This window comes from Vibrio sp. 10N.222.49.C9 (assembly GCF_041474985.1).
Lineage (GTDB): Bacteria > Pseudomonadota > Gammaproteobacteria > Enterobacterales > Vibrionaceae > Vibrio > Vibrio crassostreae_C.
Genome location: NZ_JBFRVD010000892.1, coordinates 1 through 285, shown reverse-complemented (window position 1 = coordinate 285; position 285 = coordinate 1). Strand labels below are relative to the sequence as shown.

The 285-nt window shown below is 46.0% G+C and carries 1 protein-coding gene; it reads left to right on the top strand.

Features of this window, described 5'->3' with window-relative positions; genetic code table 11:
* A partial coding sequence (locus AB4585_RS26105) for a cytochrome c-type biogenesis protein CcmH (protein ID WP_372171666.1) occupies positions 1-235 on the top strand: 235 nt, incomplete at its 5' end.
* Between the last annotated feature and the right edge of the window lie 50 nt (positions 236-285).

The following is a 285-nucleotide window of genomic DNA, read 5'->3' as shown; positions in this document are numbered from 1 at the left end:
GGTTAAGGCAGGGAAGTCCGATAGTGAGGTGAAAGAGTATATGGTGGCGAGATACGGTGAGCACGTACTCTATCAGCCTTCGTTTAGCATGAAGAATGCCCTGTTGTGGGGGATCCCTATCGTACTAGGATTGTTTATGATTGGTTTTAGTATTGGGCATATCAAGCGTTCGATTCGAGGCATACATTGTGACAGCAATACCACTTCAGACGCTCTACAGAAGGTCAGCTTTTGATCTGGGACGTAATCAAACTTGTTGAGATGGCGCAAGTAATGCCAGTCATC